Annotated in this window: 23 protein-coding genes; 8 read left to right on the top strand and 15 right to left on the bottom strand. The window is 69.8% G+C overall.

The window, feature by feature from the left end; translation table 11 throughout:
* The first annotated feature begins 81 nt into the window (after positions 1-81).
* Positions 82-816 carry a hypothetical protein gene (locus tag ACYU7G_RS05325; RefSeq protein WP_461105537.1) on the top strand — a complete coding sequence of 245 codons (735 nt, stop codon included), beginning with the start codon at positions 82-84 and terminating at the stop codon, positions 814-816.
* Positions 817-865: 49 nt separating this feature from the next.
* Here ACYU7G_RS05325 and ACYU7G_RS05320 read toward each other — a convergent pair whose 3' ends face one another.
* From ACYU7G_RS05320 to hisI, 10 genes are all read right to left on the bottom strand, one after another.
* A complete protein-coding gene (locus ACYU7G_RS05320) occupies positions 866-2329 on the bottom strand; it encodes a glutamate synthase subunit beta (RefSeq protein WP_461105535.1) in 1464 nt (487 codons plus the stop codon).
* Complete coding sequence (gene gltB, locus ACYU7G_RS05315) at positions 2322-6839, bottom strand: glutamate synthase large subunit (protein ID WP_461105533.1); 4518 nt, start codon at positions 6837-6839, stop codon at positions 2322-2324. The genes ACYU7G_RS05320 and gltB overlap by 8 nt, the downstream gene beginning before the upstream one ends.
* A 152-nt stretch (positions 6840-6991) precedes the next feature.
* Complete coding sequence (gene trpA / locus ACYU7G_RS05310; protein WP_461105692.1) at positions 6992-7804, bottom strand: tryptophan synthase subunit alpha; 813 nt, start codon at positions 7802-7804, stop codon at positions 6992-6994.
* Positions 7805-7827: 23 nt separating this feature from the next.
* Positions 7828-9066: a tryptophan synthase subunit beta gene (trpB, locus tag ACYU7G_RS05305; RefSeq protein ID WP_461105531.1), complete on the bottom strand. Its 1239-nt coding sequence runs from the start codon at positions 9064-9066 to the stop codon at positions 7828-7830.
* 9 nt (positions 9067-9075) lie between these two features.
* Entirely contained in the window at positions 9076-10107 is a 1032-nt protein-coding gene (locus ACYU7G_RS05300; protein ID WP_461105529.1) for a DUF808 domain-containing protein, read from the bottom strand.
* A 7-nt stretch (positions 10108-10114) separates the two neighbouring features.
* Positions 10115-10894: an indole-3-glycerol phosphate synthase TrpC gene (gene trpC / locus ACYU7G_RS05295; protein WP_461105527.1), complete on the bottom strand. Its 780-nt coding sequence runs from the start codon at positions 10892-10894 to the stop codon at positions 10115-10117.
* Positions 10894-11100 carry an HGxxPAAW family protein gene (locus tag ACYU7G_RS05290; protein ID WP_461105525.1) on the bottom strand — a complete coding sequence of 69 codons (207 nt, stop codon included), beginning with the start codon at positions 11098-11100 and terminating at the stop codon, positions 10894-10896. Before ACYU7G_RS05290 ends, trpC begins: the two co-directional genes overlap by 1 nt.
* A 39-nt stretch (positions 11101-11139) precedes the next feature.
* The gene (locus tag ACYU7G_RS05285) at positions 11140-11559 is read right to left on the bottom strand and encodes a hypothetical protein (RefSeq protein ID WP_461105523.1); all 420 of its coding nucleotides are present in this window, start codon (positions 11557-11559) and stop codon (positions 11140-11142) included.
* The gene (locus tag ACYU7G_RS05280) at positions 11556-13046 is read right to left on the bottom strand and encodes an anthranilate synthase component I (protein ID WP_461105521.1); all 1491 of its coding nucleotides are present in this window, start codon (positions 13044-13046) and stop codon (positions 11556-11558) included. The genes ACYU7G_RS05285 and ACYU7G_RS05280 overlap by 4 nt, the downstream gene beginning before the upstream one ends.
* Positions 13043-13390: a phosphoribosyl-AMP cyclohydrolase gene (gene hisI / locus ACYU7G_RS05275; protein ID WP_461105519.1), complete on the bottom strand. Its 348-nt coding sequence runs from the start codon at positions 13388-13390 to the stop codon at positions 13043-13045. Before hisI ends, ACYU7G_RS05280 begins: the two co-directional genes overlap by 4 nt.
* Positions 13391-13422: 32 nt before the next feature.
* Here hisI and ACYU7G_RS05270 point away from each other — a divergent pair, with 32 nt between their 5' ends.
* Positions 13423-14034: a maleylpyruvate isomerase family mycothiol-dependent enzyme gene (locus ACYU7G_RS05270; RefSeq protein ID WP_461105517.1), complete on the top strand. Its 612-nt coding sequence runs from the start codon at positions 13423-13425 to the stop codon at positions 14032-14034.
* Between the two features lie 10 nt (positions 14035-14044).
* Here the strand turns inward: ACYU7G_RS05270 and gatB are convergent, their stop codons facing one another.
* The 4 genes from gatB to ACYU7G_RS05250 form a co-directional block, all read right to left on the bottom strand.
* Positions 14045-15535, bottom strand: a complete 1491-nt coding sequence (gene gatB, locus ACYU7G_RS05265) for an Asp-tRNA(Asn)/Glu-tRNA(Gln) amidotransferase subunit GatB (protein WP_461105515.1) — start codon at positions 15533-15535, stop codon at positions 14045-14047.
* Complete coding sequence (gatA, locus tag ACYU7G_RS05260) at positions 15532-17052, bottom strand: Asp-tRNA(Asn)/Glu-tRNA(Gln) amidotransferase subunit GatA (RefSeq protein WP_461105513.1); 1521 nt, start codon at positions 17050-17052, stop codon at positions 15532-15534. The genes gatB and gatA overlap by 4 nt, the downstream gene beginning before the upstream one ends.
* Positions 17052-17345, bottom strand: a complete 294-nt coding sequence (gatC, locus tag ACYU7G_RS05255; RefSeq protein WP_461105511.1) for an Asp-tRNA(Asn)/Glu-tRNA(Gln) amidotransferase subunit GatC — start codon at positions 17343-17345, stop codon at positions 17052-17054. The genes gatA and gatC overlap by 1 nt, the downstream gene beginning before the upstream one ends.
* Before the next feature lie 71 nt (positions 17346-17416).
* Positions 17417-18142 (bottom strand): FadR/GntR family transcriptional regulator, encoded by a 726-nt coding sequence (locus ACYU7G_RS05250; protein WP_461105509.1) that lies wholly within the window; start codon positions 18140-18142, stop codon positions 17417-17419.
* 130 nt (positions 18143-18272) lie between these two features.
* Here ACYU7G_RS05250 and ACYU7G_RS05245 point away from each other — a divergent pair, with 130 nt between their 5' ends.
* From ACYU7G_RS05245 to ACYU7G_RS05220, 6 genes are all read left to right on the top strand, one after another.
* Entirely contained in the window at positions 18273-19928 is a 1656-nt protein-coding gene (locus tag ACYU7G_RS05245) for an ABC transporter substrate-binding protein (RefSeq protein WP_461105507.1), read from the top strand.
* Positions 19929-20006: 78 nt separating this feature from the next.
* Positions 20007-20972, top strand: coding sequence for an ABC transporter permease (locus tag ACYU7G_RS05240; RefSeq protein WP_461105505.1), 966 nt, complete (start codon positions 20007-20009; stop codon positions 20970-20972).
* On the top strand, positions 20972-23053 hold the full coding sequence (locus ACYU7G_RS05235) for a dipeptide/oligopeptide/nickel ABC transporter permease/ATP-binding protein (RefSeq protein WP_461105502.1): 2082 nt from the start codon (positions 20972-20974) through the stop codon (positions 23051-23053). Before ACYU7G_RS05240 ends, ACYU7G_RS05235 begins: the two co-directional genes overlap by 1 nt.
* Complete coding sequence (locus ACYU7G_RS05230; protein ID WP_461105500.1) at positions 23046-23852, top strand: ATP-binding cassette domain-containing protein; 807 nt, start codon at positions 23046-23048, stop codon at positions 23850-23852. The genes ACYU7G_RS05235 and ACYU7G_RS05230 overlap by 8 nt, the downstream gene beginning before the upstream one ends.
* Positions 23849-24775 carry a dihydrodipicolinate synthase family protein gene (locus ACYU7G_RS05225; RefSeq protein ID WP_461105498.1) on the top strand — a complete coding sequence of 309 codons (927 nt, stop codon included), beginning with the start codon at positions 23849-23851 and terminating at the stop codon, positions 24773-24775. Before ACYU7G_RS05230 ends, ACYU7G_RS05225 begins: the two co-directional genes overlap by 4 nt.
* Positions 24772-25461, top strand: coding sequence for an N-acetylmannosamine-6-phosphate 2-epimerase (locus ACYU7G_RS05220; protein ID WP_461105496.1), 690 nt, complete (start codon positions 24772-24774; stop codon positions 25459-25461). The genes ACYU7G_RS05225 and ACYU7G_RS05220 overlap by 4 nt, the downstream gene beginning before the upstream one ends.
* On the opposite strand, the gene ACYU7G_RS05215 is transcribed toward ACYU7G_RS05220, so the two are convergent.
* The gene (locus ACYU7G_RS05215; RefSeq protein ID WP_461105494.1) at positions 25408-26529 is read right to left on the bottom strand and encodes a DUF998 domain-containing protein; all 1122 of its coding nucleotides are present in this window, start codon (positions 26527-26529) and stop codon (positions 25408-25410) included. The genes ACYU7G_RS05220 and ACYU7G_RS05215 overlap by 54 nt on opposite strands.

Raw genomic sequence — 26529 nt, 5'->3', positions numbered from 1 at the left:
GACCGGTGGTGCCACGGTTCCGGTCACTGCCCCACAAGGACGAAGCTCGGTTGATGGACGACCGGATGGAAAGGAACGGACATGGCTGTTGACCTGGAGCAACACAACGCACGACAAGTCCCCGGGGTGCGGGTCGCACCCACCACGCGGTTCCGGCGCGTCGGCGGCGCGCTGGCCCTCCCTGCGGGCTTCGCCCTGCAGGTGGCTGCGAACAGCATCTACGCCGTTGTGTCCACCGAGAGTGGCCTGACCGACACGGGCGACGGCGCCGAGGCCCTGGAGTTCTTCGGCCGCTACCCCGCGCACTTCGAATGGATGACAGTCCTGGCCCTGAGCGGAGTGCTCCTCATCGTCCCCGGGCTGCTGGCCGCCCTGCGCGTCCTGCGGCCCCACCGGCCGGTACTGGGTCTGGTGGCGGTCACGCTGATGGTGGCCGGGTACGTGTGCTACTTCGGGATCGTCCGCACGAACTTCGACACCATCGCGCTGGCAGAGCACGCGCTCGCGCACCCCTCGGCCGATCTCGGCGCGGTGCTTGACAACGCGCTCACACCTGCAGCCGTCGGATTCGCCCTGGTGTTCGTCGTCGGGAACCTCCTCGGCACGCTGCTGCTCGGCCTGGCGGTCCTGTCGAGCCCGGGCAACCGTGTGGTCGGGCTCCTGGTCATCTGCTGGCCCGTCGGTCACGTCGCCAACCTCCTCGGTGGCGGGGAGTGGTTCGCCGTGGCGGGCGGCGCGCTAGAGGTGGTCGGCCTGTCGATGGTCGCGGCACGGGCACTGCGGACGACGGACCCGCAGTGGGTGGCCCGGGGATGAGGAACGGCCCCACCCGCGGAGTTCGCGGGTGGGGCCGTGGTCTCGGAGCTCAGGCCAGCAGCTGGCGCACCTCCGGCCCGATGGGGCGCGGCAGCTTGGAGGTGCCGGAGAGGAACTCGTCGACGCCCTTCGCGCAGGAGCGTCCCTCGGCGATGGCCCACACGATCAGCGACTGGCCACGACCGGCGTCGCCGCAGGCGAAGACGCCGGGGACGTTGGTGGCGTAGTCGTCGTCGCGGGCGATGTTGCCGCGGGCGTCGAAGTCCAGGCCCAGCTGTTCCCCGATGGTCTTCTCCGGGCCGACGAAGCCCATCGCCAGCAGCACCAGCTGGGCGGGGATGTGGCGCTCGGTGCCCTCCACGGGGACGAACCGGCCGTCGGAGAACCGCACCTCGGTGAGGTCGAGCCCGGAGACGTTGCCGGTGCCGTCGTCGGTGAACCGGGTGGTGGACACGGCGTAGACGCGGTCGCCGTTCTCCTCGTGGGCCGAGGAGATGCGGAAGGTCATCGGGTAGGTCGGCCAGGGCTGGTTGTCCGGGCGGGACTCCGACGGCTGGGGCATGATCTCCAGCTGGGTCACGGAGCGGGCGCGCTGGCGGGTGGAGGTGCCCAGGCAGTCGGCGCCGGTGTCGCCGCCGCCGATGATGACGACGTCCTTGCCCTCGGCCGTGACCTGGCCCGGGACGTCCTGGCCCACGGCCACCCGGTTGGCCTGGGGCAGGAACTCCATGGCCTGGTGGATGCCGCCGAGTTCGCGCCCCGGCACCGGCAGGTCCCGCGGCACGGTGGAACCGATGGCCAGCACGACCGCCTCGTAGCGCTCCAGCAGTTCGGGACCGGTGATGTCGGACCCGATAGTGACGCCGGTCTTGAACTGGGTCCCCTCGAGCACCATCTGCTTGAGCCTGCGGTCCAGGACGGACTTCTCCATCTTGAACTCGGGGATCCCGTATCGCAGCAGGCCGCCGATGGCGTCCGCGCGTTCGTGCACCACGACGGTGTGCCCGGCCCGGGTGAGCTGCTGCGCGACGGCGAGACCGGCGGGCCCGGAGCCGACGACGGCCACCGTCTTGTTGGTGTGCCAGGCGGGCTGCTGCGGCACGACGCGGGAGTCGTCCCACGCCTTGTCGATGATCGCCACCTCGACGTTCTTGATGGTGACGGCCTCCCGGTTGATGGCCACCACGCAGGCAGTCTCGCACGGTGCCGGGCAGAGTCGGCCGGTGAACTCAGGGAAGTTGTTGGTGGCGTGCAGCCGTTCGAGGGCGGGCTGCCAGTCCTCGCGCCAGACCAGGTCGTTCCACTCGGGGATTAGGTTGCCCAGGGGGCAGCCGTTGTGGCAGAACGGGATGCCGCAGTCCATGCAGCGGCCGGCCTGCTGCGAGATGATCGGCAGGAGGGCCCGGCCCGGGGTTCCCGGGTAGACCTCCTTCCAGTCCTGCACCCGCTCCTCCACGGGACGGCGCTCGGCCACCTCGCGCGGCGTGGTCATGAAACCCTTCGGATCAGCCATGAGCGGCCTCCATCATCATTCGCGTTGTCACTTCGTCGTCGAGGCCGTCGGAGGCGGCGCGGTCGCGCACCTCCATGATCCTCGCGTAGTCGCGCGGCTGGATCTTGGTGAACCTGGCCGCGAGTTCGGTGTCGGTGAGCGTGATCAGCTCCCCCGCCACCGTGGAGCCCGTCTCGTCGCGATGCTCCAGGAGCAGCTCGCGGACACGGGCGATGTCGGTCTGGTTGAGCTCGATCGGGTCGACAAACTCGGTGTTGAGCCGGATCAGGTCCAGGTCCAGCACCCAGGCGGTGCCTCCGGACATGCCGGCGGCGAAGTTGCGCCCCGTGGGTCCCAGCACCAGCACCTCGCCACCGGTCATGTACTCGCAGCCGTGGTCTCCCACGCCCTCTACCACTGCCGAGGCGCCGGAGTTGCGGACGCAGAACCGTTCGCCGACGAGTCCGCGCAGGAAAAGTTGCCCGGACGTCGCGCCGTAGGCGATCACGTTGCCGGCGACGATCTGCTCGCGCGGTTCGAAGGCCGCGTCAGCGGGGGGTGCCACGACGACGCGGCCGCCGGAGAGGCCCTTGGCCACGTAGTCGTTGGCGTCGCCCACCAGCCGCAGCGTGACGCCGCGGGGAAGGAACGCCCCGAAGCTCTGGCCGCCGGTGCCGTGCATGGTGAACTCGATGGTGCCGGGTTCCAGGCCCTTGCCGTCGGTGGCCATCGTGACGCGGTTCCCGAGGACGGTGCCGACGGTGCGGTCGACGTTGCGGACGGGCACGGTGTGCGACACCTTCTCGCCTCGGGTGAGGGCCGGTTCGGCCAGTTCGATGAGCCGGACGTCGAGCTTGGCGTCGAGGCCGTGGTCCTGGCCGGTGGTGTTGTGCAGCGTCGCCCCCTCGGGCGCGACCGCGGTCAGGATCGGTGAGAGGTCCAGTCCTGCGGACTTCCAGTGGCCGACGGCTCGGTCCACGTCGAGCGCGTCAACCCGGCCGACCGCCTCGTCGATGCTGCGGAAACCGAGCGAGGCGAGGATCTCGCGCACCTCCTGCGCCATGAACTCGAAGAAGTTGATGACGTGCTGTGCCTCACCGGTGTACTTGGCCCGCAGCTCGGGGTTCTGGGTTGCGATGCCCACGGGGCAGGTGTCCTTGTGACACACGCGCATCATGATGCAGCCGGTGACCACCAGCGGTGCGGTGGCGAAGCCGAACTCCTCGGCGCCCAGCAGGGCGGCGATCACGACGTCGCGGCCCGTCTTGAGCTGTCCGTCGCACTGCACGACGATGCGGTCGCGCAGGCCGTTGATCAGGAGCGTCTGCTGGGTCTCGGCCAGGCCGAGCTCCCAGGGGCCGCCGGCGTGCTTGAGGGAGGTCAGGGGCGCCGCACCGGTGCCGCCGTCGTGTCCCGAGATCAGCACCACGTCCGCCTTGGCCTTGCTGACGCCGGCAGCCACAGTGCCCACGCCCACCTCGCTGACCAGCTTGACGTGCACCCGCGCCGAGGGGTTGGCGCACTTGAGGTCGTGGATCAGCTGCTTGAGGTCCTCGATGGAGTAGATGTCGTGGTGCGGGGGCGGGGAGATCAGGCCGACGCCGGGCGTGGAGTGGCGGGTCTTGGCCACCCACGGGTAGACCTTCGGGCCGGGCAGCTGGCCGCCCTCGCCGGGCTTGGCGCCCTGGGCCATCTTGATCTGGATGTCGTCGGCGTAGGACAGGTACTCCGAGGTGACGCCGAAGCGTCCGGAGGCCACCTGCTTGATCGCGGAACGGCGCACGGGGTCGTGGAGGCGTTCGGGGTCCTCGCCGCCCTCACCGGTGTTGGACTTGCCGCCCAGCTGGTTCATGGCGATGGCGAGCGTCTGGTGCGCCTCCAGCGAGATGGAGCCGTAGCTCATCGCGCCCGTGGAGAAGCGCTTGACGATCTCGCTGACCGGTTCCACCTCCTCGACGGGGATGGGCTCGCGGTCGCGGAACTCCAGCATGGAGCGCAGCGTCATCAGGCGTGCCGAGTTGTCGTTGACCAGCGAGGTGTAGCGCTTGAACACGTCGTAGCGGCCGGTGCGGGTGGCGTGCTGGAGCCGGAACACGGTCTCCGGGTCGAACAGGTGTGGCTCGCCCTCCCGACGCCACTGGTACTCGCCGCCCACCTGCAGGTCGCGGTGCGCCAGGGGGATGCCGTCGGAGGGGTAGGCCTGCAGGTGGCGCTGCCGGACCTCCTCGGCGATCTCGTCCAGGCCCAACCCACCGATGCGGGTGGTGGTGCCGGTGAAGTACTTGTCGACGAGCTCCTGCGAGAGGCCGACCGTCTCGAAGATCTGGGCGCCGGTGTAGGAGGCGACGGTGGAGACGCCCATCTTGCTCATCACCTTCAGCACGCCCTTGCTGAACGCCTTGGTGAGGTTCTTGATGGCCTCCTCCGGCAACACCTTCACGAACGTCTCGCGACGTGCGAGGTCCTCGGCGCTCTCGAAGGCAAGGTAGGGGTTGACTGCGGCGGCGCCGTAGCCGAGCAGAAGCGCGACGTGGTGCACCTCGCGCACGTCGCCGGCCTCCACCACGAGGCCCACCTGGGTGCGGGTCTTCTCCCGGACGAGGTGGTGGTGCACGGCGGCGCACAGCAGCAGCGACGGGATCGGGGCCAGGGCCGGGGTGGAGTGGCGGTCGGAGAGCACGATGGCGCGCGCTCCCCCGCGCACTGCGGCGGAGACCTCCTCGCACAGTTCGTCGATGCGGGCACCCAGGGCGCGGCCGCCGCCGGCCACCTTGTACAGGCCGCGCACCACATGGGTGGCGTAGCCGGGGACCTCGCCGAGCCGCACGATCTTGGCGAGCTGCTCCGAGTCCAGGATCGGGCGGTCCATGGTGATCTGGCGCGCCGAGGCAGCGGTGGGCTCCAGCAGGTTGCGCTCGGGCCCGATCTTGGTGGTCAGGGACGTGACCAGTTCCTCACGGATGGCGTCCAACGGCGGGTTGGTGACCTGCGCGAACAGCTGGGTGAAGTAGTCGAACACCAGCCGGGGCCGCTCCGAGAGCACTGGCAGCGGGGTGTCGGTGCCCATGGAGCCGATCGGCTCCGCGCCGGTGTTGGCCATCGGAGTGATGATCTGGCGCAGCTCCTCCGAGGTGTAGCCGAACACCTGCTGGCGCCGGGTCACCGAGGAGTGGCTGTGCACGATGTGCGCACGCCCGGGCAGCTGGTCCAGCTTCATGGTGTTGGCGGCCACCCACTCGGCGTAGGGCTTCTCGGCGGCCAGCTCGCCCTTGACCTGTTCGTCGGAGAGGACCTGGTGGCGCTCGAGGTCCAGCAGCAGCATCCGGCCGGGCTGCAGGCGGCCCTTGCGGACCACCGAGGACGGCTCGATGGGCAGGACCCCCGCCTCCGAGGCGAACACCACGAGCCCGTCGGTGGTCTCCCAGTACCGGCCGGGACGCAGGCCGTTGCGGTCCAGGGTGGCGCCGATGATGGAGCCGTCGGTGAAGGTCATGCAGGCGGGCCCGTCCCACGGCTCCATGATGGCGGCGTGGTACTCGTAGAACGCGCGGCGCTCGGGTGCCATCTCGTCGTGGCCCTCCCACGCCTCGGGGATCATCATCAGCACGGCGTGGGGCAGGGAGCGGCCACCGAGGTGGAGCAGTTCGAGGACCTCGTCGAACGAGGCGGAGTCGGAGCCGTCCGGTGTGCAGATCGGGAACAGCCGCTCGAGCGGGCCGGGGATGGCGTCGCTGACCAGCAGGGCCTCGCGGGCCCGCATCCAGTTGCGGTTGCCGCGCACGGTGTTGATCTCGCCGTTGTGGGCGATCATCCGGTACGGGTGCGCCAGTTCCCAGGCCGGGAACGTGTTCGTGGAGAAGCGGGAGTGCACCAGCGCCAGGGCGGAGGCCACGCGCTCGTCGTGGAGTTCGGGGAACACCTCCTCCAGCTGCGAGGTGGTCAGCATGCCCTTGTAGACGATGGTCCGGGCGGACAGCGAGGCGAAGTAGACCCCCACCTCGTGCTGGACGCGGCGGCGCAGCACGAAGGCGTGCCGGTCCAGCTCGATGCCCTCCTGCCCGGCGCGGCCGGCCACGACGAGGTGCTCGAAGTGCGGCATCGCACCGATCGAGATGGGCGAGAGCGTCGAGGTCTCGACGGGGACCTCGCGCCAGGCGAGGACGTCGAGGTCCTCCTCCTCGGCGATGCGTTCGATGGCGGCCCGGGCCTCGCTGCGGGCGTCGGCGTCGACGGGGAGGAATCCCATGCCGACGGCGTAGCCGCCCTTCTCGGGGAGCCGCACGTCGAGCTGGGAGCGGAAGAACGCGTCGGGCACCTGGATCAGGATCCCGGCGCCGTCCCCGGCCGCCTCGTCGGCGCCGGTGGCGCCGCGGTGGTCCAGGTTGCGGAGGGCCTCGAGGCCCTGTTCGACGATCTCGTGGCGGGCGATCCCGTCCAGCTTGGCGACGAAGGCCACACCGCATGCATCGTGCTCGTACAGCGGGTCGTAGAGTCCGACCTTCTCGTGACGAGGAAAAATCTGATGTGTCATGCGGGCACCTCCAAGTTCGTTACCGGCTTGGAGAATATGCACCCGAACACGGGCGATTCCCCCGGATTCAGCCCTGTTGCACGATTGTAACTTCCGCGTCGCAGAACTGTTGCGACGCAGGAAAACCGCTGTAACGCAGCGGGAAGGAGGCCTCAGGAGTGGCCCCGGCGGACCCCTTCCGCGAGCTGGTCGACGAGGCCCCGGAGGCGGTCCAGGTCACCCGGCATGTCGGCCCCGTCGGAGCCCAGGCACTTGAGCAGGGCGGAGCCCACGATCACCGCGTCCGCGTAACTGGCCACCTCGGCGGCCTGGTCCGCGTTGGACACTCCCAGCCCCACTCCTACGGGCAGCGTTGGGTCGGCCCGGCGGGCCCGCTCCACGATCACGGGGGCGGCGTCGGAGGTCTCGGTGCGGGTACCGGTGACGCCCATCACGCTGGTGGCGTAGACCCAGCCACGGCAGGCCCGCATCGTCATCGCGAGCCGCTCGTCGCTCGAGGACGGGGCCACGAGGAAGATCCGGTCGAGGCCGTGGGTGTCGCTGGCGGCGAGCCACTCGTCGGCCTGGTCGGGCGTCAGGTCCGGGGTCACCACCCCGGCGCCGCCGGCGGCCGCGAAGTCTCGTGCGAACCGGTCCGCGCCGTACTGCTCGATCAGGTTCCAGTAGGTCATCACCACGGGGATCTTCCCTCCGGTCGCCACGGCCTCCGCGGCCCTGAATGCGTCCCGCACCCGCACGCCACGGCGCAGGGCCTTGGTGGTGGCGTGCTGGATGACCTCGCCGTCGAGGACGGGGTCCGAGTACGGGATCCCGATCTCGACGACGTCGGCCCCGACACCATCGGTGAGTGCACTGAATGCCGCGACGGAGTCGTCGACGCTCGGGTAGCCCAGGGGCAGGTACGCCACCAGGGCGGCGCGGCCCTCGTCAGCGGCGGCGGCGAGCACCTTTCCCGAGATGCCCAGCCTGTCGACGTCGGCGAACCTGCTCACTCCATGCCTCCCACTACTGCGTCCGGCTCGCCGGACATGTTGAACCACTCGAACGCGGTGGCCACGTCCTTGTCCCCGCGCCCGGAGAGGCACACGAGGATCTTCGGCCGCAGGTCCGGCTGCTCCTCGGCCAGGCGCTGCCCGAGGCGCTTGGCGCCGGCGACCGCGTGGGCGGACTCGATGGCGGGGATGATGCCCTCGGTGCGGGTCAGCTGCCGGAAGGCGTCCATCGCCTCCGCGTCGGTGACCGGCTCGTAGGATGCGCGGCCGGAGCTGGCCAGCCACGCGTGCTCGGGGCCGACCCCTGGGTAGTCGAGGCCGGCGGAGATGGAGTGCGAGTCGATGGTCTGGCCGTCCTCGTCCTGGAGCACGTAGGTGCGGGCACCGTGCAGCACCCCGGGGCGGCCCGCGGTGATGGTGGCGGCGTGCCGCGGGGTCTCGACTCCCTCACCGGCCGCCTCGAAGCCGAAGAGGGCCACCGACGGGTCGTCGATGAAGTCGGCGAACATGCCGATGGCATTGGAGCCGCCCCCGACGCAGGCCGCCACGTAGTCGGGCAGCCCGTCGTGCTCGGCGATCATCTGGGACCGGGCCTCGGTGGAGATGACGCGCTGCAGTTCACGCACCAGCCACGGGAACGGGTGCGGTCCGCCGACGGTGCCGATCAGGTAGTGGGTGGTCTCGACGGTGGAGACCCACTCCCGCATGGCCTCGTTCATGGCGTCCTTGAGCGTCCGGGAACCCGCCGCGACGGCCACCACCTCGGCACCCAGCAGCTGCATGCGCGCCACGTTCAGCGCCTGTCGCTTGGTGTCCACCTCGCCCATGTAGACCCGGCACTCCAGCCCCAGCAGCGCCGCGGCGGTGGCGGTGGCCACTCCGTGCTGGCCGGCTCCCGTCTCCGCGATCACGCGGGTCTTGCCCATCCGCTTGGTGAGCAGCGCCTGCCCGAGGACGTTGTTGATCTTGTGCGCCCCGGTGTGGTTCAGGTCCTCGCGCTTGAGGTAGATGGTGGCGTTGCCGCACTCCTTGGAGAAGTTCTCCGCCACCGTGATGGGCGTCGGGCGCCCGGAGTAGTCCCGCTGCAGGCGGTGGAGGTCATGGGCGAACGTGGGGTCCGAGCTGGCAGAGGTGAACTCCTCGGCCAGCTCCGACAGGGCAGCTTGGAGGGCCTCCGGCACGAACTTGCCGCCGAAGTCCCCGAAGCGTCCCATTGAGTCGGGGAGCTGGGTCATGCCCACAGCCTAGTGCGAGTTGGCACTCCCGGAACCCGGCGCCCGTTCCACGACCTGCGCGACCACGCCGGCCTCGGTGTGCTCCGCACCGACGACGACGGGCTCGTCGTCGTGCTTCTTGCCGAAGGGCAGGAAGTGGACGACGGCGACGACCACGCCGCCCCAGACGATGCCGATCACCATGGAGCACAGGGTGTTGACCAACCACGCCAGGAAACCACCGACGCCGGGCACCCCCACGACGAAGCCCTCGAGGTGGTGGACGAACTCGTAGGGCAGGTGCCAGCCGAGGGTGTCGAGGCCGGCGAGGATGATGTGGCCGCCCACCCACAGCATCGCGAAGATGCCGATGAAGGAGATCACCTTCAGCACGATGGGCATCGCGGCGACGAGGCCGCGGCCGACGGCTTGGGAGCGCTCCGAGTCCCGCTTGGTCATGGCCAGGCCGATGTCGTCCATCTTCACGATCAGGGCGACGGCACCGTAGACGAGGGCCGTGATGCCCAGGGCCACCACCACAAGGATGATCGCCCGCGAGAGCAGCGGCTCGGTGGCCACCTCGTTGAGCGAGATCACCATGATCTCGGCGCTCAGGATGAAGTCCGTGGTGATGGCGCCCGAGATCACCTTCTTCTCGGCGTCGGCGCCCTTCACGAGGACCGGGGCCTTCTGCTCGGCCTTGTGGCCGGAGACCAGTTCCCAGACCTTCTCGGCGCCCTCGAAGCACAGGTAGGTGCCACCCAGCATCAGCAGTGGCGTGAGCAGCCACGGCAGGAACGTGCTGATCAGCAGGATGGCGGGGAGGATGAAGATGAGCTTGTTGCGCAGGGAGCCGATGGCGATCTTGCGGATGATCGGCAGCTCGCGCTTCGGGTCCACACCCGCGATGAAGCGCGGGGTCACGGCGGCGTCGTCGACCACCACGCCCGCGGCCTTGGCACTGGCCTTCATGGCCCCCGCCGCGACGTCGTCGACGCTGGCGGCGGCCAGTCTGGCCAGTGCCGCGATGTCGTCCAGCAGTGCAGCGAGTCCACCGGCCATGCGCTTGTTACCCCTTGATCAGCTCCGCGACCGCCTCGGTGGGCGACCCGTGCCTCACGAGTGCCTCACCCACCAACACGACGTCGGCCCCCTCGGAGGCGACGCGTGCGGCGTCCGCAGGAGAAAGAATGCCAGACTCGGCGACCTTCACGGCCTGGTCCCCGATGCGATCCGCCAGGGAACCGAAGGTTGCGAGGTCCACGTCGAGGGTCTTCAGGTTGCGGTTGTTGACGCCGATGAGCTCGGCGCCGGCTGCGAGCGCCCGGTCCACCTCCTCGGCGGTGTGGGTCTCCACCAGGGCGGTCATGCCGAGTTCCTTGGAGAGGTGGAGGAAGCGGCCGAGTTCGCTGTCGTCGAGGGCTGCCACGATCAGCAGCACGATGTCCGCGCCGTGGGCGCGGGCCTCGAAGAACTGGTACTCGTCCACCATGAAGTCCTTGCGCAGGACGGGGACGTCCACGCGGTCGCGCACCGCGTCCAGGTCCGCCAGGGTGCCGTTGAAGCGGTGCCGCTCGGTCAGCACGGAGATGGCGGCCGCCCCGCCCTCGGCGTAGGCGGCGGCCAGGGATGCCGGGTCCGCGATCTCGGCCAGGTCACCCTTGGAGGGCGAGCGGCGCTTGACCTCGGCGATCACCGCCAGTTCGGGGGCGCGGAACCGCTCCATGGGGGACAGCGCGGGTGCCGCCTCGACGGCCTCGCGCTCCACGAAGAACATGGGCTTGGCGGCCTTGCGCTCGGCCAGGTCCTCGCGGACGCCCGCGATGATGGAGTCGAGGACGGTGCTCATCAGGGCTGGCCGAGGCCCGCGGCCTTCATCACCATGGTGGTGAGGCACGCGATCAGTACGATGGCGGCACCGATGCCGGTGATGATCCAGTTCGGGCCGAGGACCGAACCGATCGCGGCGACGATGAAGCCGACGGCGCCGATGATGGAGCCGGTCCAGGCAGCGGGGCTGCGTCCGTGGTGGTAGTACTTCGGGGTCCGTGCCATGGCTGGGCCTTTCTGTCCTTGCGGGTCCTCCGGCTGAGATTATCGTGGATCGTCGTCGGGGACCACGTCCGCCTCGCCCGCGGTCGGGTCCTCACCGGCGTCGAACTGTTTCCACTGGTCCCGCGGCGCCTCCCGGGGGCCGTTGCCGGCGCGTGTCGGCCAGCCGGGTCCCCAGCGTGCGGCGGCGGCCCCGCCGAGCACGAGGAGGGCCGCCGGCAGCAGCAGGAACCATCCGGTCCCGCCCGTCAGCGCGCCGAGCACCCCGGCCCCGATGCCGAGCAGGACCAGCAGGACCCCCATGGCCCGCAGCCCGGGGCCCCGGAGCATGAGCATCAGGAAGGCACCGGCGGCAGCGGCCCAGCCCAGGGCCACTCCCCCACCGGAGCCCAGCACGTTGGCGCCGATCACCAGCCCCAGCGCACCGAGCGCCAGGACCACCAGTACCAGCGGCCGCCTCACCGGGTCCGTCCCGACGCGGCAGCGCGTCCCAGGGCCGCGATCACGGCTGCGGCCTTGTGGCTGCACTCGGCATCCTCTGTCTCGGGGACGGAGTCGGCGACGATGCCCGCGCCGGCCTGCACGTGGGCGGTGCCGTCCTTCAGCAGCGCGGTGCGGATGGCGATGGCCACGTCGGAGTTGCCTGCGAAGTCGAAGTAGCCCACCACCCCGCCGTACAGGCCGCGGCGGGAGACCTCGAGGCGGTCGATGATCTCCATGGCCCGCACCTTGGGTGCGCCCGAGAGGGTACCTGCGGGGAAGCAGGCCAGGGTGGCCTCCAGCGCGGTCCTGCCCTCGGCCAACTCGCCGCTGACGGCGGCCTCCAGGTGCATGATGTGGCTGTAGCGGTGGATGTTCATGAACTCGTGCACGGTTACCGAGCCCGGCTTGCTGATCCGCCCCAGGTCGTTGCGGCCCAGGTCCACCAGCATCAGGTGCTCGGCCTTCTCCTTCGGGTCCGCCAGCAGTTCCGCGGCCAGGGCCTGGTCCTCGGCGTCGGTGCGGCCACGGGGCCGGGAGCCGGCGATGGGCCTGGTGGTGGCCACGCCGTCGCTCACGGTCACCAGCGCCTCGGGGCTGGAGCCGACGATGTCGAACCCGTCGAGCCGCAGCAGGTACAGGTACGGGCTGGGGTTGGTCAGCCGCAGGCTGCGGTACACGTCCAGGGCATCCGCGCCGGAGGCGACGTCGAAGCGCTGCGAGACGACGATCTGGAACGCCTCACCCGCCTTGATCTCCTCGATGGCGGCCAGCACTGCGCCCTGGAACTCCTCGCTGCTGCGCTGCCGGGTGACCTCCAGTTCCACCGGCTCCATGGCGATGGGCTGCAGCGCCTCGCGCGGCCTGCGGAGGGTCTCGGCCATCGCCTCCACCGCGGCGACGGCCTCGGCGTGGGCCCGGTCCACGCCGTCGGGGCCACCGTCGAAGTTGATGGCGTTGGCGATCAGCCAGACCTGCGAGGTGTGGTGGTCGAACACCGCCAGCTCCGAGGTCAGCATCATCACAAGTTCGGGCACCTGCAGGTCGTCCGGGTTGCTGTCCGGCAGGTGCTCGATGCGGCGCACGACGTCGTAGCCGAGGTAGCCCACCATCCCCGCATGGAACGGCGGCAGTCCGGGCGTGGCGGGAGTGGCCAGTTCCTCGAGCGTCTGGGCGAGCACCGCCAGCGGGTCGCCGTCGCCTACGCCCACGAGTTCCCGGCCCACCCAGGTGGCCCGGCCGTCGGTCTCGGTCAGGGTGGCGGCGGTGCGAACCCCGATGAACGAGTACCGGGACCACACGCCGGCCTCGGCGGACTCGAACAGGAAGGTGTTGGTCCTGTCCCCGCACAGGGCGTGGTAGAGGGCGATGGGGGTGACGTCGTCGGCGACGACGCGGGCGTGGACTGAGATGACGCGCCTGCCGTCGGCAAGGGCGCGGAACTGCTCGAGGTCGGGGGTGATGTTCATGCCTGCTCCCCGCCGGGGCCGGTGAGTTCGGTGAAGAAGCAGGTGCGGTTGCCGGTGTGGCAGGCGGCACCGGTCTGGTTGACCTTGAGCAGGATGGTGTCGTTGTCGCAGTCGATGGCCACCGAGACCACCTCCTGGGTGTGGCCCGAGGTCTCCCCCTTCACCCAGTACTCGCCGCGGCTGCGCGACCAGTAGGTGGCCCGCTTCGTGGCCAAGGTGCGCTCGAGCGCCTCGGCGTCCATCCAGGCGAGCATGAGCACCTCGCCGGAGGTGGCGTCCTGGGCGATGGCGGGCACGAGCCCGTCGCGGCCGAGCTTGAGTTCGACGTCGAAGGTGGATTCCATGAGCGCAATTGTGCCCGAATAGGATTGGGGCCATGAGTCTCGCCCACCGCATGCGCCAAGCCACCTGTGACACGTTCGAGGAGGTGGGGGCGCTGGCCCCCACCAACTGCGAGGGCTGGCTGGCCCAGGACCTCGCCGCCCATCTCTGGATCCGGGACCGTCGCCTCGATGTCCAGCCCGGGATCGCGCTGGAGCGTTTCGCCCCGCACACCGAACGCGTCCAGCGCGAGAAGCTGCATGAGTTGGGCTTCGAGAAGCTCGTGGCCGACCTGCGTCGACCGCCGCTGCCCATCCGGGTGCTGATGGACTTCCCGAACGCGTCGGAGTTCACCATCCACCACCTCGACGTCGCCCGCCCCAACGGGATCGACGTGGAGCTGACCGAAGCCGAGGAGCGCTCGCTGCTGCCGGTGGTGCGGATGTTCGCCCGCAAGGCTGCCAGGGGGTTCGGTGGCCGCCTCGTGGTGACGCCGGACGTCGGCGGCAGCTTCGCCCACGGCACCGGCAACCGGCCGGTGCACCTCACCGGCGCCCCCTCGGAGATCCTCTACTTCTGCTCCGGGCGCGTCGAACACGCCTACGTCGGGCTGACCGGCGAGGGCGAGACCGTCGAGGCCCTCAAGGCCTCGATCGGCGGACTCTGAGGCCCTTCGGCTACGCCAGCTTCTCCATGATCAACTCCCGGACGCGGGCCGCGTCCGCCGAGCCGCGCATTACCTTCATGACCTGACCGATCAGGGCACCGGCGGCCTGGTGCTTGCCGTCGCGGATCTTGGCGGCCACGTCGGGGTTGGCGGCGATGACGTCGTCGACCGCTGCGGACAGCGCGCCGTCGTCGGAGACCACCTCCAGCCCGCGGGCTGCCACCACCTCGGCGGGGCCGCCCTCGCCGGCGAGCACGCCGTCGAAGACCTGGCGGGCCAGCTTGTCGGTGAGCTTGCCCTCGTCCACCATGGCCTGCACCTCGGCCACCTGGGCCGGGGTGATGGTCAGCTCGTCGACGCCGATGCCGGCCTCGTTGGCGCGGCGGGCCAGTTCGGTGCCCCACCACTTGCGCGCGGCCTGCGGCGAGGCTCCGGCCGTGACGGTGTCCTCCACCAGCCCCAGGGCGCCCAGGTTCACCAGCGTGTCCATCGCGATCTGGTCGAAGCCCCACTCGGAGGCCAGGCGCTTGCGGTGCTCGGCGGGCGGTTCGGGCAGTGTGGCCCGCAGCTCCTCCACCCACTCCGCCGACGGTGCCACCGGCACCAGGTCCGGCTCGGCGAAGTAGCGGTAGTCGTCGGCGTCGGACTTGGGCCTGCCGGAACGCGTGGTGCCGGTGGCCTCGTCGAAGTGCCGCGTCTCCTGGACCACGGTGCCGCCGCCGGCGAGGACGGCGGCCTGGCGCTGCATCTCGAACGTGACGGCCCGCTCCACGGAGCGCAGCGAGTTCACGTTCTTGGTCTCGGTGCGGGTGCCGAGCGTGGTGGCGCCGATGGGTGCGAGTGAGAGGTTCGCGTCGCAGCGCAGCGAGCCCTGCTCCATCCGGACGTCGGAGACGTCGAGCGCCCGCATCAGTTCACGCAGGTGCGCCACGTAGGCGCGGGCGACGGCGGGGGCCTTCGCACCGGCACCCAGCACGGGACGGCTGACGATCTCCACCAGCGGCGTCCCGGCGCGGTTGTAGTCGATCAGCGAGTACTCGGCGCCGTGGATGCGGCCACTGGTGCCGGCATGGGTGAGCTTGCCGGCGTCCTCCTCCATGTGGGCGCGCTCGATCTCGACGCGGAACGTCTCCCCGTCCACCTCGACCTCCACCCAGCCGTCGTGGGCGATGGGCTCGTCGTACTGCGAGGTCTGGAAGTTCTTGGTCATGTCCGGGTAGAAGTAGTTCTTCCGCGCGAACCGGCCCCACGGGGCGATCTGGCAGTTGAGCGCCAGCCCGATCCGGATGGAGCTCTCCACCGCCTTGCGGTTCACCACCGGCAGCGCCCCGGGCAGGCCCAGGCAGACTGGGCAGGTGTTCGAGTTGGGTTCGTCACCGAAGGCCGTCGAGCAGCCGCAGAACATCTTCGACGCCGTGTTCAGCTCTACGTGGACCTCCAGGCCCAGTGCCGGCTCGTAGCGCTCCAGCACCTCGTCGAATTCGAGGATACCCTCGGTCATCGGACCACCGCCTTCGTTCCGGGGAGCGGGGCCATCGAGCCCAGGATCGGGCCGCCCCACTCGCGTTCGAGTTCCGCCTCGAGGAAGCCGCCCACCCGGTACAGCCGGTCGTCGGCCATCGGCGGGGCGATCACCTGGATGCCCACCGGCAGCCCGTCCGACGACAGGCCCACCGGGAAGGACGCCGAGGCGTTGCCCGCCAGGTTCGACGGGATGGTGCACAGGTCCGCCTTGTACATCGACATCGGGTCGTCCATGCGCTCACCGAGCCGGAAGGCGACGGTGGGCGTGGTGGGCGAGACCAGCACGTCGCACTGCGCGAACGCGGCCTCGAAGTCCTGCGCCACCAACGTGCGCACCTTCTGCGCGGAGCCGTAGTACTGGTCCTGGTAGCCGCTGGACAGGGCGTAGGTGCCGATGATCAGGCGCCGCTTCGCCTCCCGCCCGAAGCCCTCGCCGCGGGTGAGGGACATGACCTCCTCCACGCCGCGGGTGCCGTCGTCACCGAGCCGCAGCCCGTAGCGCATCGCGTCGAAGCGGGCCAGGTTGCTGGACAGCTCCGAGGGCATGATCAGGTAGTAGGCGCTCAGCGCGTAGAGGAAGTTGGGGCAGGACACCTCGACCACCTCGGCGCCGGCGCCGCGCAGCAGCTCCACGGCCTCGTGGAAGCGGGCCTCGACATCCGCCTCGAAGCCCTCGCCGCCGAACTCCTTCACGACGCCGACGCGCATGCCCTTGACGTCACCGCGGCGCGCCGCCTCGGACAGCGCCGGCAGCGGCTGGGCGATGGAGGTGGAGTCACGCGGGTCGTGCCCGCCCATCACCTCGTGGAGCAGGGCCGCGTCGAGGGTGGTGCGCGTGACCGGGCCGGGCTGGTCCAGGCTGGAGGCCATGGCCACGACGCCGTAGCGGGAGACGCCGCCGTAGGTGGGCTTGACGCCGACGGTGCCCGTCACGGAGCCGGGCTGCCGGATGGAGCCGCCCGTGTCCGAGCCCACAGCCAGGGGCGCCAGGAAACCGGCGACCGCGGCGGACGAGCCGCCGCCCGAGCCACCGGGGATCCGGTCGGTGTCCCACGGGTTGCGGGTGGGGCCGAAGGCGGAGGTCTCGGTGGAGGAGCCCATGGCGAACTCGTCCATGTTGGTCTTGCCCAGGATCACCAGACCGGCCTCGCGCAGCCGCGTCACCACGGTGGCGTCGTAGGGCGGCACCCAGTCCTCGAGCATCCGGGAGCCGCAGGTGGTGGGCTGCCCGAGGGTGCAGAAGTTGTCCTTCACGGCGATCGGGACGCCGGCGAGCGGGCCGAGCTCAGCGCCGGAGGCGCGGGCGGCGTCGACGGACCGGGCGGCCTCGAGGGCGCCGTCGGCATCGACGTGCAGGAAGACGTTCAGGGTGGGGTTGAGCGCCTCGATCTGCTCGAGGTGCAGCTGGGTCAGCTCCACGGAGCTGACCTCGCCGTCGCGCAACAGTCCGGCCAACTCGTGGGCCGGGCGTGTCAGGAGGGTGGGGTCGGTCATCAGTCCTCGCTCAGGATCTGGGGCACGCGGAAGCGGCCGTCCTCCACGGCGGGCGCGGCTGCGAGCGCCTCTGCCGGGGTGAACGACGGCTGCACGACGTCCTCACGGGTGACGTTGACCAGCGGCATCGCATGGGTCATCAATGGCACGTCGGGGCCGGCCACTTCGGCCACCTGGTGGACTGAGGTCAGGATCACGTCCAGCTCGGGCGCAAGCTCCGCGCACTCCTGCTCGGTGAGCGAGATGCGTGCGAGACCTGCGAGCCGGGCGACCTCCTGCGGGGTCAACGCCACGGTCGATCTCCTTGTCAAGGTTCGGGTTCAGCCCAATCCTAGGGCTCCCCGGCCCCGACGGGGAAAGCGAGTCAGGCGGAGGCCTTCGACAGCCCCCGCAGGATCGGCTCGTAGTGCTTGACCACTGCAGCCCGGTAGGCCTCCGCGTCGCCGGCCTCCGCGGCACGGAGGATGTCCCCGTGGGCCTCGGCGGTGATGTGGACGTCGTCCGGCGTCGGGATCTCCAACTGCGGGTTGACGGCGGTGTGCACGTCCCAGAACGCCGCCACCAATTGTGAGGCCATCTCCAGGCCCGCCTCGTGGAGGAGCCGGGTGTGGAACTCCCGGTCGGCGGCGGCGAAGGCCTGGCCCGCCCGGGCGCACTCGGCCATCTCGTCCACGAGCTCGTGCAACCGCTCGTCGTGCTTGCCGGAGAAGTGGGCCACCACCCGGTTCGCGAAGGCCTGGTCCATGCCGACGCGGACGTCGACCACCTCGCGCAGGGCGCGGAAGTCGTCGCCGGGGCTGATGACGGACCGGAAGGCCAGCGTCTCGACGAGCGGCTGCAGGCTCATGGCGCCGACGAAGGTGCCGCGGCCGTGCTGCACGTCCACGATCTCCAGGGTGGTGAGGGTCCGGATGGCCTCACGCACCGATGAGCGCGAGACGTTCAGGCGTTCACACAGTTCCGACTCGCTCGGCAACGCGTCACCCGGGCGGAGCCCCGAGGACAGGATGAGCGCCTTGATCTGCTTCGCGGCGGTGGCTGCCAGGGAGTTACCATTCCTGACGACCGCACGCTGGCCAATTGCGGCCATCACACCTCCATGTGTATCGATTGGGTCACAGATGCCAAGGATCTCATGTCCATCCCTTGCACCGCGTCTTGACCCTAGTGTATACCTGACATCAGTCATCAGACATCTGATCATCAAAGGAGATCCAAGGATGAACCTCCCAGTCGAAGCGAACGCCCTCTCGCGTCGCTCCTTCGTGAAGCTCATCGGCGCCACCACGGCCGCCGCCGGCCTCACCGCAACCCTGGCCGCCTGCGGCACCACCGAGCAGAACCCCACCTCGGGAGCAACCACCCCGGCCGGCGGTGACACCACCAGCGCCCCGGCCGAGACCACCGGTTCGGGCTCGGGCACCGGCACGATCAACGCGGGGATCTCCTACGAGCTGGGCACCAACGGCTACGACCCGATGACCACCACCGCCGCCCTGACCGTGGCCGCCAACTGGCACACCATGGAGGGTCTCACCGAGATCGACCCCGCCTCGCGCGAGGTCGTCCCGGGCCTCGGCGCGGAGCTGCCGCAGCAGGTCGACGACACCACCTGGGAGGTCACCCTCCGCGACGGCGCCGCCTTCTCCGACGGCACCCCGGTCACCACCGAGGACGTGGTGTTCTCCTTCAACCGCGTGCTCGACCCGGCCAGCGCCTCGCTGTACGCGTCGTTCATCCCCTTCATCGACTCGGTGAGCGCCAAGGACGACACCACCGTCACGATCAAGACGAAGTACGCATTCTCCCTGACCCCGGCCCGTCTGGCCGTGGTGAAGGTCGTCCCGCAGGCCCTCGTCGAGGCCGACCTGGCCGCGTTCGACCTGGCCCCCGTGGGCACCGGCCCGTGGCGCATGACCGACAACGGCGCCGGCTCGCAGCAGGTGGTGTTCGAGAAGAACGAGCACTACACCGGCACCCGTCCCGCACTGGCGGACAGCATGGTCTGGCAGATCCTCCCGGACAACGCCACCCGCACCAACGCCCTCACCTCGGACACCGTCCAGGCGATCGACTCCGTGGCCGCGGCCGACCTCGCCACCCTGGCCGAGACCAAGACCGTCGCCGCCGAGCAGGGCTTCGGGCTCGTGTTCATCATGTTCAACTGCGGCCTGGCCCCGATGGACGACGTCCGCAACCGCCAGGGCATCATGTGGGCGCTGGACTACGACCAGATCTGCAGCGTCGGCATGTCCGACCTGGCCACCCCGGCCACCGCCTTCGTCCAGAAGGAGCACGCTTCCTACAAGGAGGCCGCCAACGTCTACACCCACGACGTCGACAAGGCCAAGGCCCTGTTCGCCGAGACGGGCCTGACCGAGGTGCGCCTGCTGGCCTCCGACCACGGCTTCTTCGAGGCCGCCCGACCGATCATCAAGGAGTCCCTGGAGGCTGCCGGCCTGAAGGTCAACTACGAGGAGAAGCAGTCCGCGGACGTCTACGGCACCATCGACAGCGGCCCCGACTCCTTCGACATCGTCGTGGCCCCGGGCGACCCGTCGGTCTTCGGCGACGACGTCGACCTGCTGCTGCGCTGGTGGTACGCGGCCGACATCTGGACCGACACCCGCATGCACTGGAAGGGCTCCGAGTCCTACAACCAGGTGCAGGCACTCCTCGAGGAGGCCGGTGCAGCCACCGGCGAGGAGCAGCTGGCGGCATGGCACGAGATCTTCGACATCGTCTCCGAGGCGCTGCCGATGTACCCGCTGTTCCACCGCAAGACGCCCACCGCGTGGGACGACGAGACCCTCCAGGCCTTCAAGCCGATCGCGGTGACCGGCCTGTCCTTCCTGGACGTGTCCTCGAGCAAGTAGCAACAGATAGTCCGGCCGCGAGAGTCCCCCGCTCTCGCGGCCGGCACCCCTGCACCGAAGGCAAAGGAGCACAACCCGGTGTCCAACCTCATCCGCGTCCTTGGTAGGCGGCTGATAGCCCTGCCCATCATGATCCTGGGAGCCACCCTGCTGGTGTTCCTGGTCATGGGGCTCTCGACAGCGGACCCGGCCCGGCTCGCCCTCGGCGAGTCCGCCTCCCTCGAGGCGCTCGAGAACTATCGCGAACAGCGCGGCCTCAACGACCCGATGTTCGTGCGCTACGCCCGCTACCTGGGTGCGCTGGTGCAGGGTGACCTGGGGCAGAGCTTCACCGGCGTGAACATCTCGGACATGGTGGCCTACTCCTTCCCGATCACGCTGCAGCTGACCATCCTCGGCGTCGGTCTGGCTGTCATCATCGCCACCGTGCTCGGTGTGGTCGCCGCCCTCTTCCGCGACCGCTGGCCCGACCAGCTGATCCGCGTGCTGTCCATCGCCTCCCTGGCCACGCCCTCGTTCTGGCTGGCGCTCCTGCTGATCCAGTGGCTCGGCAACATCCCCGGCGGGGCCGGCTTGTTCCCCGCGGTGATCACCGAATGGGTGAACTTCACCGACAACCCGGCCCGCTACGTGGACCAGGTGTTCCTTCCGGTCATCGCCATCGCCGTGCCCACCTCGGGCGCGCTCACCCGCGTCGTGCGCACCTCCATGGTGGAGGAGCTCGACCGGGACTATGTCCGCACCGCCATCGGTGCCGGCATCCCGAAGTCCGAGGTGGTGGGCCGCAACGTCCTGCGCAACGCCCTGATCACCCCGATCACCGTGCTCGGCCTCCGTTTCGCCTACGCCATGGGGGGCGCCGTGGTCATCGAGGTCATCTTCAACATCCAGGGCATGGGACAGCTCATCCTGCAGGGCATCACCCGCAACGACATCAACATCGTGCAGGGCGTGACCATCACCGTCGCCATCGCGTTCATCGTGGTGAACATGATCGTCGACCTGCTCTACATCCTCGTCAACCCTCGGATCAGGAGCGTGTGATGCTTTCAGCCGAGTCCCGCAAGAAGCTGCAGCGCCCCGGCCTGCGCCTGCCCGCCCTGAAGGCCCTCCCCCTCGCGTCCAAGATCGTGCTGGTGGTGCTCTTCCTGATCGCCATGATGGCTGTCTTCGCCCCGCTGATCTCCCCCTTCGAGCCCGGCGCCTCCGGCCTCGTGCCACCTGAGAAGATCGTCTACACCGAGGTGGAGATCGAGGGTGTCGGCACCCAGAAGCTGCCCGACTCCTCCATCCCCCCGGACAGCGAGTTCATCTTCGGCACAGACGACAAGGGCCGAGACATCCTCTCGCGCATCATCCACGGCACCCGGGTCTCCCTCCTGGTGGGCCTGGCCTCGACGGGCCTCGCCCTCGTGGTGGCGGCCGTGCTGGGATCCATCGCCGCAACCGCCAACAAGGTGGTCTCCGAGGTGCTGATGCGCATCCTCGACATCGTCATGAGCTTCCCCGGCATCGCGCTCGCCGCCGTCCTGGTCACGGCACTGTCCTCCCGACTGCCGATGCTGCCCGTGGTGATCATGTCGATCGCGTTCCTCTACGTGCCGCAACTCAGCCGAGTGATCCGCGCCAACATCCTCAGCCAGTTCGGTGAGGACTACGTCTCCGCGTCCAAGGTGATGGGCGCCGGCACGGCCTGGATCCTCGTCAAGCACGTGGCCCGCAACTGCGTGGCCCCGATCCTGGTGTTCGCGACGGTGCTGGTGGCCGACGCGATCGTCTTCGAGGCCTCCCTGTCGTTCATCGGCACCGGCATCAGCTCCGTCAACGCCCCCACCTGGGGCAACATGCTCTCCGAGGGCAAGGCGCTGCTGCTGTCCGGTCACTGGTGGACCACGTTCTTCCCGGGCCTGTTCATCCTGATCACCACCCTTTGCCTCAACGTGCTCTCCGAGGGGCTCACCGACACGCTGGCCGCACCGCGCGCCAGGGTGAAGGTGGACGTCGAGGCCGACGAGGCGAAGCTGCACGGCGAGAAGACGGCCGAGGGCATGGCCGCCGTCCACGCCGCCCAGGCCGCATCGCTCAAGGGTCGGCTGGACCTGCTGCGCACCTCGGAACTGGCCCGCGGGGACCGGCTCGTGCTCGCGGACCCGGAGACGGAGCCGCTGCTGCAGGTCAGGAACCTGTCCATCTCGTTCCCGGCCGCCCACGGCGACGTCCGCATCGTCGACGGCGTCTCCTTCGACGTGCGGCCCTCGGAGACCATGGGCCTCGTCGGCGAGTCCGGCTGCGGCAAGTCCATCACCTCCATGGCCATCATGGGCCTGCTGCCGGAGACCGCGAAGATCACCGGGGAGATCCTCTTCGACGGCAAGAACCTCCTGGAGCTCGGCCCCAAGAAGCGCAACGCCCTGCGCGGCCACGAGATGGCGATGATCTACCAGGACGCCCTGAGCTCGCTCAACCCGTCCATGCTGGTGCGCACGCAGCTGCAGCAGCTCATCAAGCGGGGCGGGCAGCGCACCCCCGAGGAACTCATGGAACTCGTGGGGCTGGACCCGGAGCGCACGCTCAAGTCCTACCCGCACGAACTCTCGGGCGGCCAGCGCCAGCGCGTGCTGATCGCCATGGCCCTCACCCGCAACCCGCGCCTCGTGATCGCCGACGAGCCCACCACGGCCCTCGACGTCACCGTGCAGGCGCAGGTGGTGGACCTGCTCAACGAGCTGCGCACCAAGCTCGGATTCGCGATGGTGTTCGTCTCCCACGACCTCGCCCTCGTGGCCCAGGTGGCCCACCGGATCACCGTGATGTACGCGGGCCAGGTGGCCGAGGAGGCCGAGACGCCCGACCTGCTGACCGACCCCCGCCACGAGTACACCCAGGGCCTGCTCGGCGCCGTGCTCTCCATCGAGGAGGGCGTCGGCAGGCTCCACCAGGTGCCCGGCACCGTCCCGAGCCCGCACGAGTTCGTCCCTGGGGACCGGTTCGCGCCGCGCTCGTCGCACCCCACCGTCGGCCTGGAGACCAGGCCGGAGCTCGTCCGGGTGGGCGATTCCAACCACTACTACGCCAGCACCCCGGAGCTGCGCGAGGTCCTTGCGAAGGAGGCACGAGATGTCTGAGGACACCCCCACGGTCGAGCTCAGGGGCGTGCACGTCGTCCACAAGGCCCGCACCGGCAAGCTGTTCCGCCCGGACAAGGTGCATGCCGTCAACGACGTGTCACTGACCGTCTCCCGCGGCGAGACCCTCGGCATCGTCGGCGAGTCCGGCTGCGGCAAGTCCACCACCGCCCGCGTCATGGTGGGCCTGCAGCCCGTCACCGACGGCGAGGTGCTGTTCCGCGGCAAGCCCCTCGCCAAGGGATCCCGGGGCCGCAAGGAACTGGGACGGGCCGTCTCGGTGATCTTCCAGGACCCGGCCACCGCGCTCAACCCGCGCATGACCGTCCGTGAGACCCTGCTTGACCCCTTCCGGGTGCACGGCATCGGCACCGCCGCCAGTCGGCTGGCCAAGGTCAAGGAACTCCTCGGTCTCGTCGGCCTGCCGCAGTCCGCGCTGGACGTGCTCCCCCGCCAGATCTCCGGCGGCCAGCGCCAGCGCGTGGCCATCGCCCGCGCGCTGACCCTCGAGCCCGACGTGATCATCGCCGACGAGCCCACTTCCGCCCTGGACGTGTCGGTGCGTGCGCAGGTGCTCAACCTGCTGATGGACCTGAAGGAGAGCCTGGGCCTCGGCCTGGTGTTCATCTCCCACGACATCAACACGGTCCGCTTCATCTCGGACCGGATCGCCGTCATGTACTTCGGCAAGGTGGTCGAGCTCGCCCCGACCAACGAGATCTTCGACTCCCCGCAAGACCCCTACACAAAGAAGCTGCTGTCCGCAGTCCCGTCGCTACTCCAGGAGCAGAACGCATGAACGCCCCCGCCTTCCAGGGCATCTACCCGCCCGTCGTGACCCCCCTCCACGAGGACGGGAGCATCGACTTCGCCTCGCTGGACAAGGTGGTGGACCACCTCATCGACGGCGGCATGCACGGCCTGTTCGTGCTCGGCTCCACCGGTGAGGTGGCCTACCTCACCGACGAGCAGCGCGTCCAGGTCATCTCCGCCATCGCGCAGCGCGCCGCGGGCCGGGTCCCCCTGCTGGTAGGTTGCATGGACATGACCGCCACCCGCGTGATTGAGCAGGGTCGCCGCGCGGTCGAGGCCGGCGCCGACGGCATCGTCGTGACCGCCCCGTTCTACGCGCTCAGCAACCAGTCGGAGATCGCGGACCACTTCCGCCTGGTGGCCGCCGGCGTCGACGCGCCCGTGTTCGCCTACGACGTCCCCGTCCGCCTCGGCGGGGTCAAGCTCGCCCCGGAGACGCTGGTGCAACTCGGCACCGAGGGCGTCCTGGCGGGAGTCAAGGACTCCTCCGGCGACGACGTGAGCTACCGCCGCCTGATCTCGCAGAACAAGGCGGCCGGCTCGCCGCTGCAGGTGTTCACCGGCCACGAGATGGTCAACGACGCCGTGGTGCTGATCGGCTGCGACGGCATGGTGCCCGGGTTCGCCAACGTGGACCCCGTCTCATACCGCCGCCTCTGGGACGCCGCCACCAGCGGTGACTGGGCCACGGCCGTCGCCGTGCAGGAGCAGATCAACGCCGAGTTCGAGATCGTGTTCAAGCCCCAGGGCCGCGGCGGCGACGCCACCGGCCTCGGCGCGTTCAAGACCGCCATGCACCTGCTCGGGCTCATCGCCACCCCGCGCCAGCCGCTGCCCATCCCGGCCATGACCGAGGGCGACGTCGCGGCCGTGCGCGAGGTGCTCGTCGAGACCGGGCTGTTGAAGTGAGCATCGACGTCGACTCCTTCAAGGGGCGCCTGGTGGTCTCCTGCCAGGCCTACCCCGGCGAGGCGATGCGCGACCCACGCACAATGTCCCAGGTGGCGCAGGCCGCCGTCGTGGGCGGGGCCGCGGCCATCCGGGTGCAGGGCATCGAGGACATCCGCGAGACCGCGAAGGTGGTCGACGTGCCGCTCATCGGGCTGTGGAAGGAGGGCAAGGAGGGGGTCTTCATCACCCCCACGCTGCGACACGCCCTGGCCTGCGCGGAGGCGGGGGCCGACGTCGTGGCCATCGACGCCACCAGCCGTCCCCGTCCCGACGGCTCCACGTTCGCAGACATCGTCGCGGGGCTGAAGGCCGAGTACCGCGAAGTCCTGGTGATGGCCGACTGCGGCTCGCTGGAGGACTGCGTGCGGGCCGAGGCCGAGGGCGCTGACATCATCGGCACCACCTTGGCCGGCTACTCGGGCGACCGCGAGAAGACCGAGGGCCCTGACCTGGAACTGGCCCGCGAGGTGATCGCCGCCTGCAGCCGACCGGTCGTCATCGAGGGCCGCGTCCACACCGTCGAGCAGGCGGCCGCAGTGATGGCGCTGGGTGCGCACTCCGTGTGCGTGGGAACCGCCATCACCCACCCGTCAACCATCACGGGCTGGTTCGCCGCTGCGGTCGAGGGCAGCGCGCTCCGCTGAGACCACCGACGCCCTGGGGGCCTTCCGCAGCCGCGGTTGGTCCACCAGGGCGGCGGAGACGGTCCGCACGAACAGCAGCAGCCACACGAACACCAGCCCCACGGCCACGATCTCGAATGCCGTGACGTTGAGGTAGTCGATGCCGTTGCGCAGGTACACGAACGCCACGGTCAGCACGATGGTGACCGCGGTGACACCGATGAACCCGCCCGGGAGCTTGCGGAACAGGATGGGGACCGCCACCAGCGTCACGGCGAAGATGTACATCAGCGTGTAGGTGAAGAAGTTGTGCCCGAAGCGGGAGAAGCTCACCGGGAAACTCCCGATGCCGGCCAGGCACACCCCCATCGCGAACAGCGAGAGCCGGATGGCGGTGACCTTCCAGCGCCGCTCCCCCACCCGTGAGGCCCAGATCCGCAGGTCGTTGGTGAGGAAGTCGGCCAGCGTGATCAGGACCACGCCGGTGAGGATGAGGGTGAAGTTGAACACGATCCCGGACGCGTCGAGCGTGGCGCCCAGTGCCGAGAAGTGCACCTGCCACCACAGCTCGTTGGAGGCGTTCAGGGCGCTGGCCAGCGCACCCACCACCAGGAAGATCGCCACCAGCAGGGACAGCGACTCCGTGGTCAGTGCCGTGGCGCTTGCCGCCGTGGCGTAGGCGGAGACCCCGCAGACCACCGCCACCATGAATGCGCCCACCCAGTTGTCCAGCAGGACGCCGCGGAAGGCGTCGTTGAACACGGAGAACAACCCGACGGTGACCAGCGTCGCGAGCGCGCCGTGCACCAGCGCGAGGCCCAGGATGCTGAACACCTGCCGGAACTTCGGCAGTTGCCGCAGCCAGGGCCGCACCCGTGCCATGACGAAGTTCATGGCGAAGCCGAAGGCGAGCGCGGAGACGGGCAGCGCCGTCGCGGCGGCCACCTCGCCCACGGAACCTCGGCCGAACAGTCGGGACTCCGGCCCCAGGACGATGAGTCCGACGAGGCCCCCGATGACCAAGCCGATGCCGCCCAGCAGGAGGCTGAGGTTCTCGCGCCTCGAGTCACGCACGACGGGCTGGGTCAT

The sequence above is a fragment of the Tessaracoccus terricola genome, from assembly GCF_054776555.1.
Note: the sequence above shows the minus strand (reverse complement) of the source record. Positions and strands in the feature narration are given on the sequence as shown.